The 1350-nt window shown below is 63.3% G+C and carries 1 protein-coding gene; it reads right to left on the minus strand.

The genetic code is table 11. The annotated features are described in order from the left end of the window. Positions 1-84: 84 nt before the first annotated feature. Positions 85-1272, minus strand: a complete 1188-nt coding sequence (locus NKI58_RS35405) for an ISNCY family transposase (RefSeq protein WP_352572748.1) — start codon at positions 1270-1272, stop codon at positions 85-87. Positions 1273-1350: the final 78 nt, after the last annotated feature.

The raw sequence follows: 1350 nt of genomic DNA on the forward strand, positions 1-1350 counted from the left end.
TGTCGGTAGCTTTTCAAGTTGTCCGGTTTTTGTAGCACATCAGATGTCCGCTTCTGTTTGTTGCAGGAGGTGCGTCGAAGCGGTTCACGCCGCACTCCTGATCTCGGTTTTCTGCCCGCGCAACGACCCGTCCGCATGGTAGCGGGCGATCGACCGTGGCCCGTGGAAGACGGCCAGCGTGCCGTCGGGATATTGGCGCACCTTGACCTTGGCCTTGACGAAGTGATGACGGATCGGGCTTGGCGGCAGCTGCAGCCTGAGCCGTCCGAAGACAATGGTGTTGTCGCGGCCGACCACGCGCTCCTCCTCGATGCACAGGATCTCGGCGAGCTGGTCCGGATCGGCGGCGACGAAGGCGCTGTCGGCGATCTCGGGCGGCTTCGAAAAGCGGGCATTGTGAGCCGCCAGGTAGACCTCGGCGATGAAGCGGTTGGCCGCTTCGATGTCTGTGATCCCGGCCAGTGCAAGTTCCTTCGGCAGTCGTTCCTGCAACGTCGAGAAGGTGCGCTCCGAGCGTCCGCGCGCCTCGGGCGAATAGGCCGGTATATGCTCGACGCCGAGCCGCACTAGCGCCCGACCGACTTGGGTGAGCCGCTCCTTGTCGACCTTTTCCCCGGCCTTGGGCGTGTGGAAATAGTGGCTGCCGCGGTCGCTGTAGAGGCTCGACGCCAGACCCTTGGCCGCAAACGTCTCCAACAGGCCTTGGAAGCTTGAGGCCGTGCCTTCCTCCTCGACCAGGAAGGCCGAATAGAGCGTGCTCGTCGCATCGTCCATCGTCACGATCAGGTCGAGCGGCGGCTCACCCGTCAACCACTCGTGCCGGCTGCCGTCCTGATGCAGCATCATGCCCTCGCACGGCTTTCTGGGCCGCTTGCGCCGATGCGCCCCGCGCCGCTTGGCCCGCTCCACCAGACCGGCTGCGTGCAACTGCGCCTTCGTCCAGGTGTAGCTCCAGCAGAAATTGTGGTCGCGAACCAGGTGCTCGTGGAAGTGCTTCACGTTCCAGCCAAAATACCGCTCCCGGTAAAGCAACAGCATCTCCTCCACCGCATCGCACGGCGCCCGTCGCGGCGAGGCCTTGCCCAGCCGACGGTCGATAAGGCCGGCGACACCCTCTTCCTCGTAGCGGTCGCGATAGCGCCGGAACTGACGCTCCGACATCCCAAGCAACTCACCAGCCTCCAGCATCGACAGATCACCTCGATCCCACCGGCTCAATACGTCGCGAAACTTCTGCATCCTGCGGTCCTGTAGCCATGCTGCCCGTCTCATCCCCAGCCTCCGTTCGCTGAAGATCAAACCGGACAACTCGTCTGCTACCTAACCCGGACAACTCATCTGCTTACGACA

Origin of the sequence: Mesorhizobium sp. M0522 (assembly GCF_040321085.1) — a bacterium.
Taxonomy (GTDB): Bacteria; Pseudomonadota; Alphaproteobacteria; order Rhizobiales; family Rhizobiaceae; genus Mesorhizobium.

Coding starts and splice junctions, on each gene's coding strand:
- NKI58_RS35405 (WP_352572748.1), bottom strand. CDS start 1,272: ATGAGACGGGCAGCATGGCTACAGGACCGCAGGATGCAGAAGTTTCGC.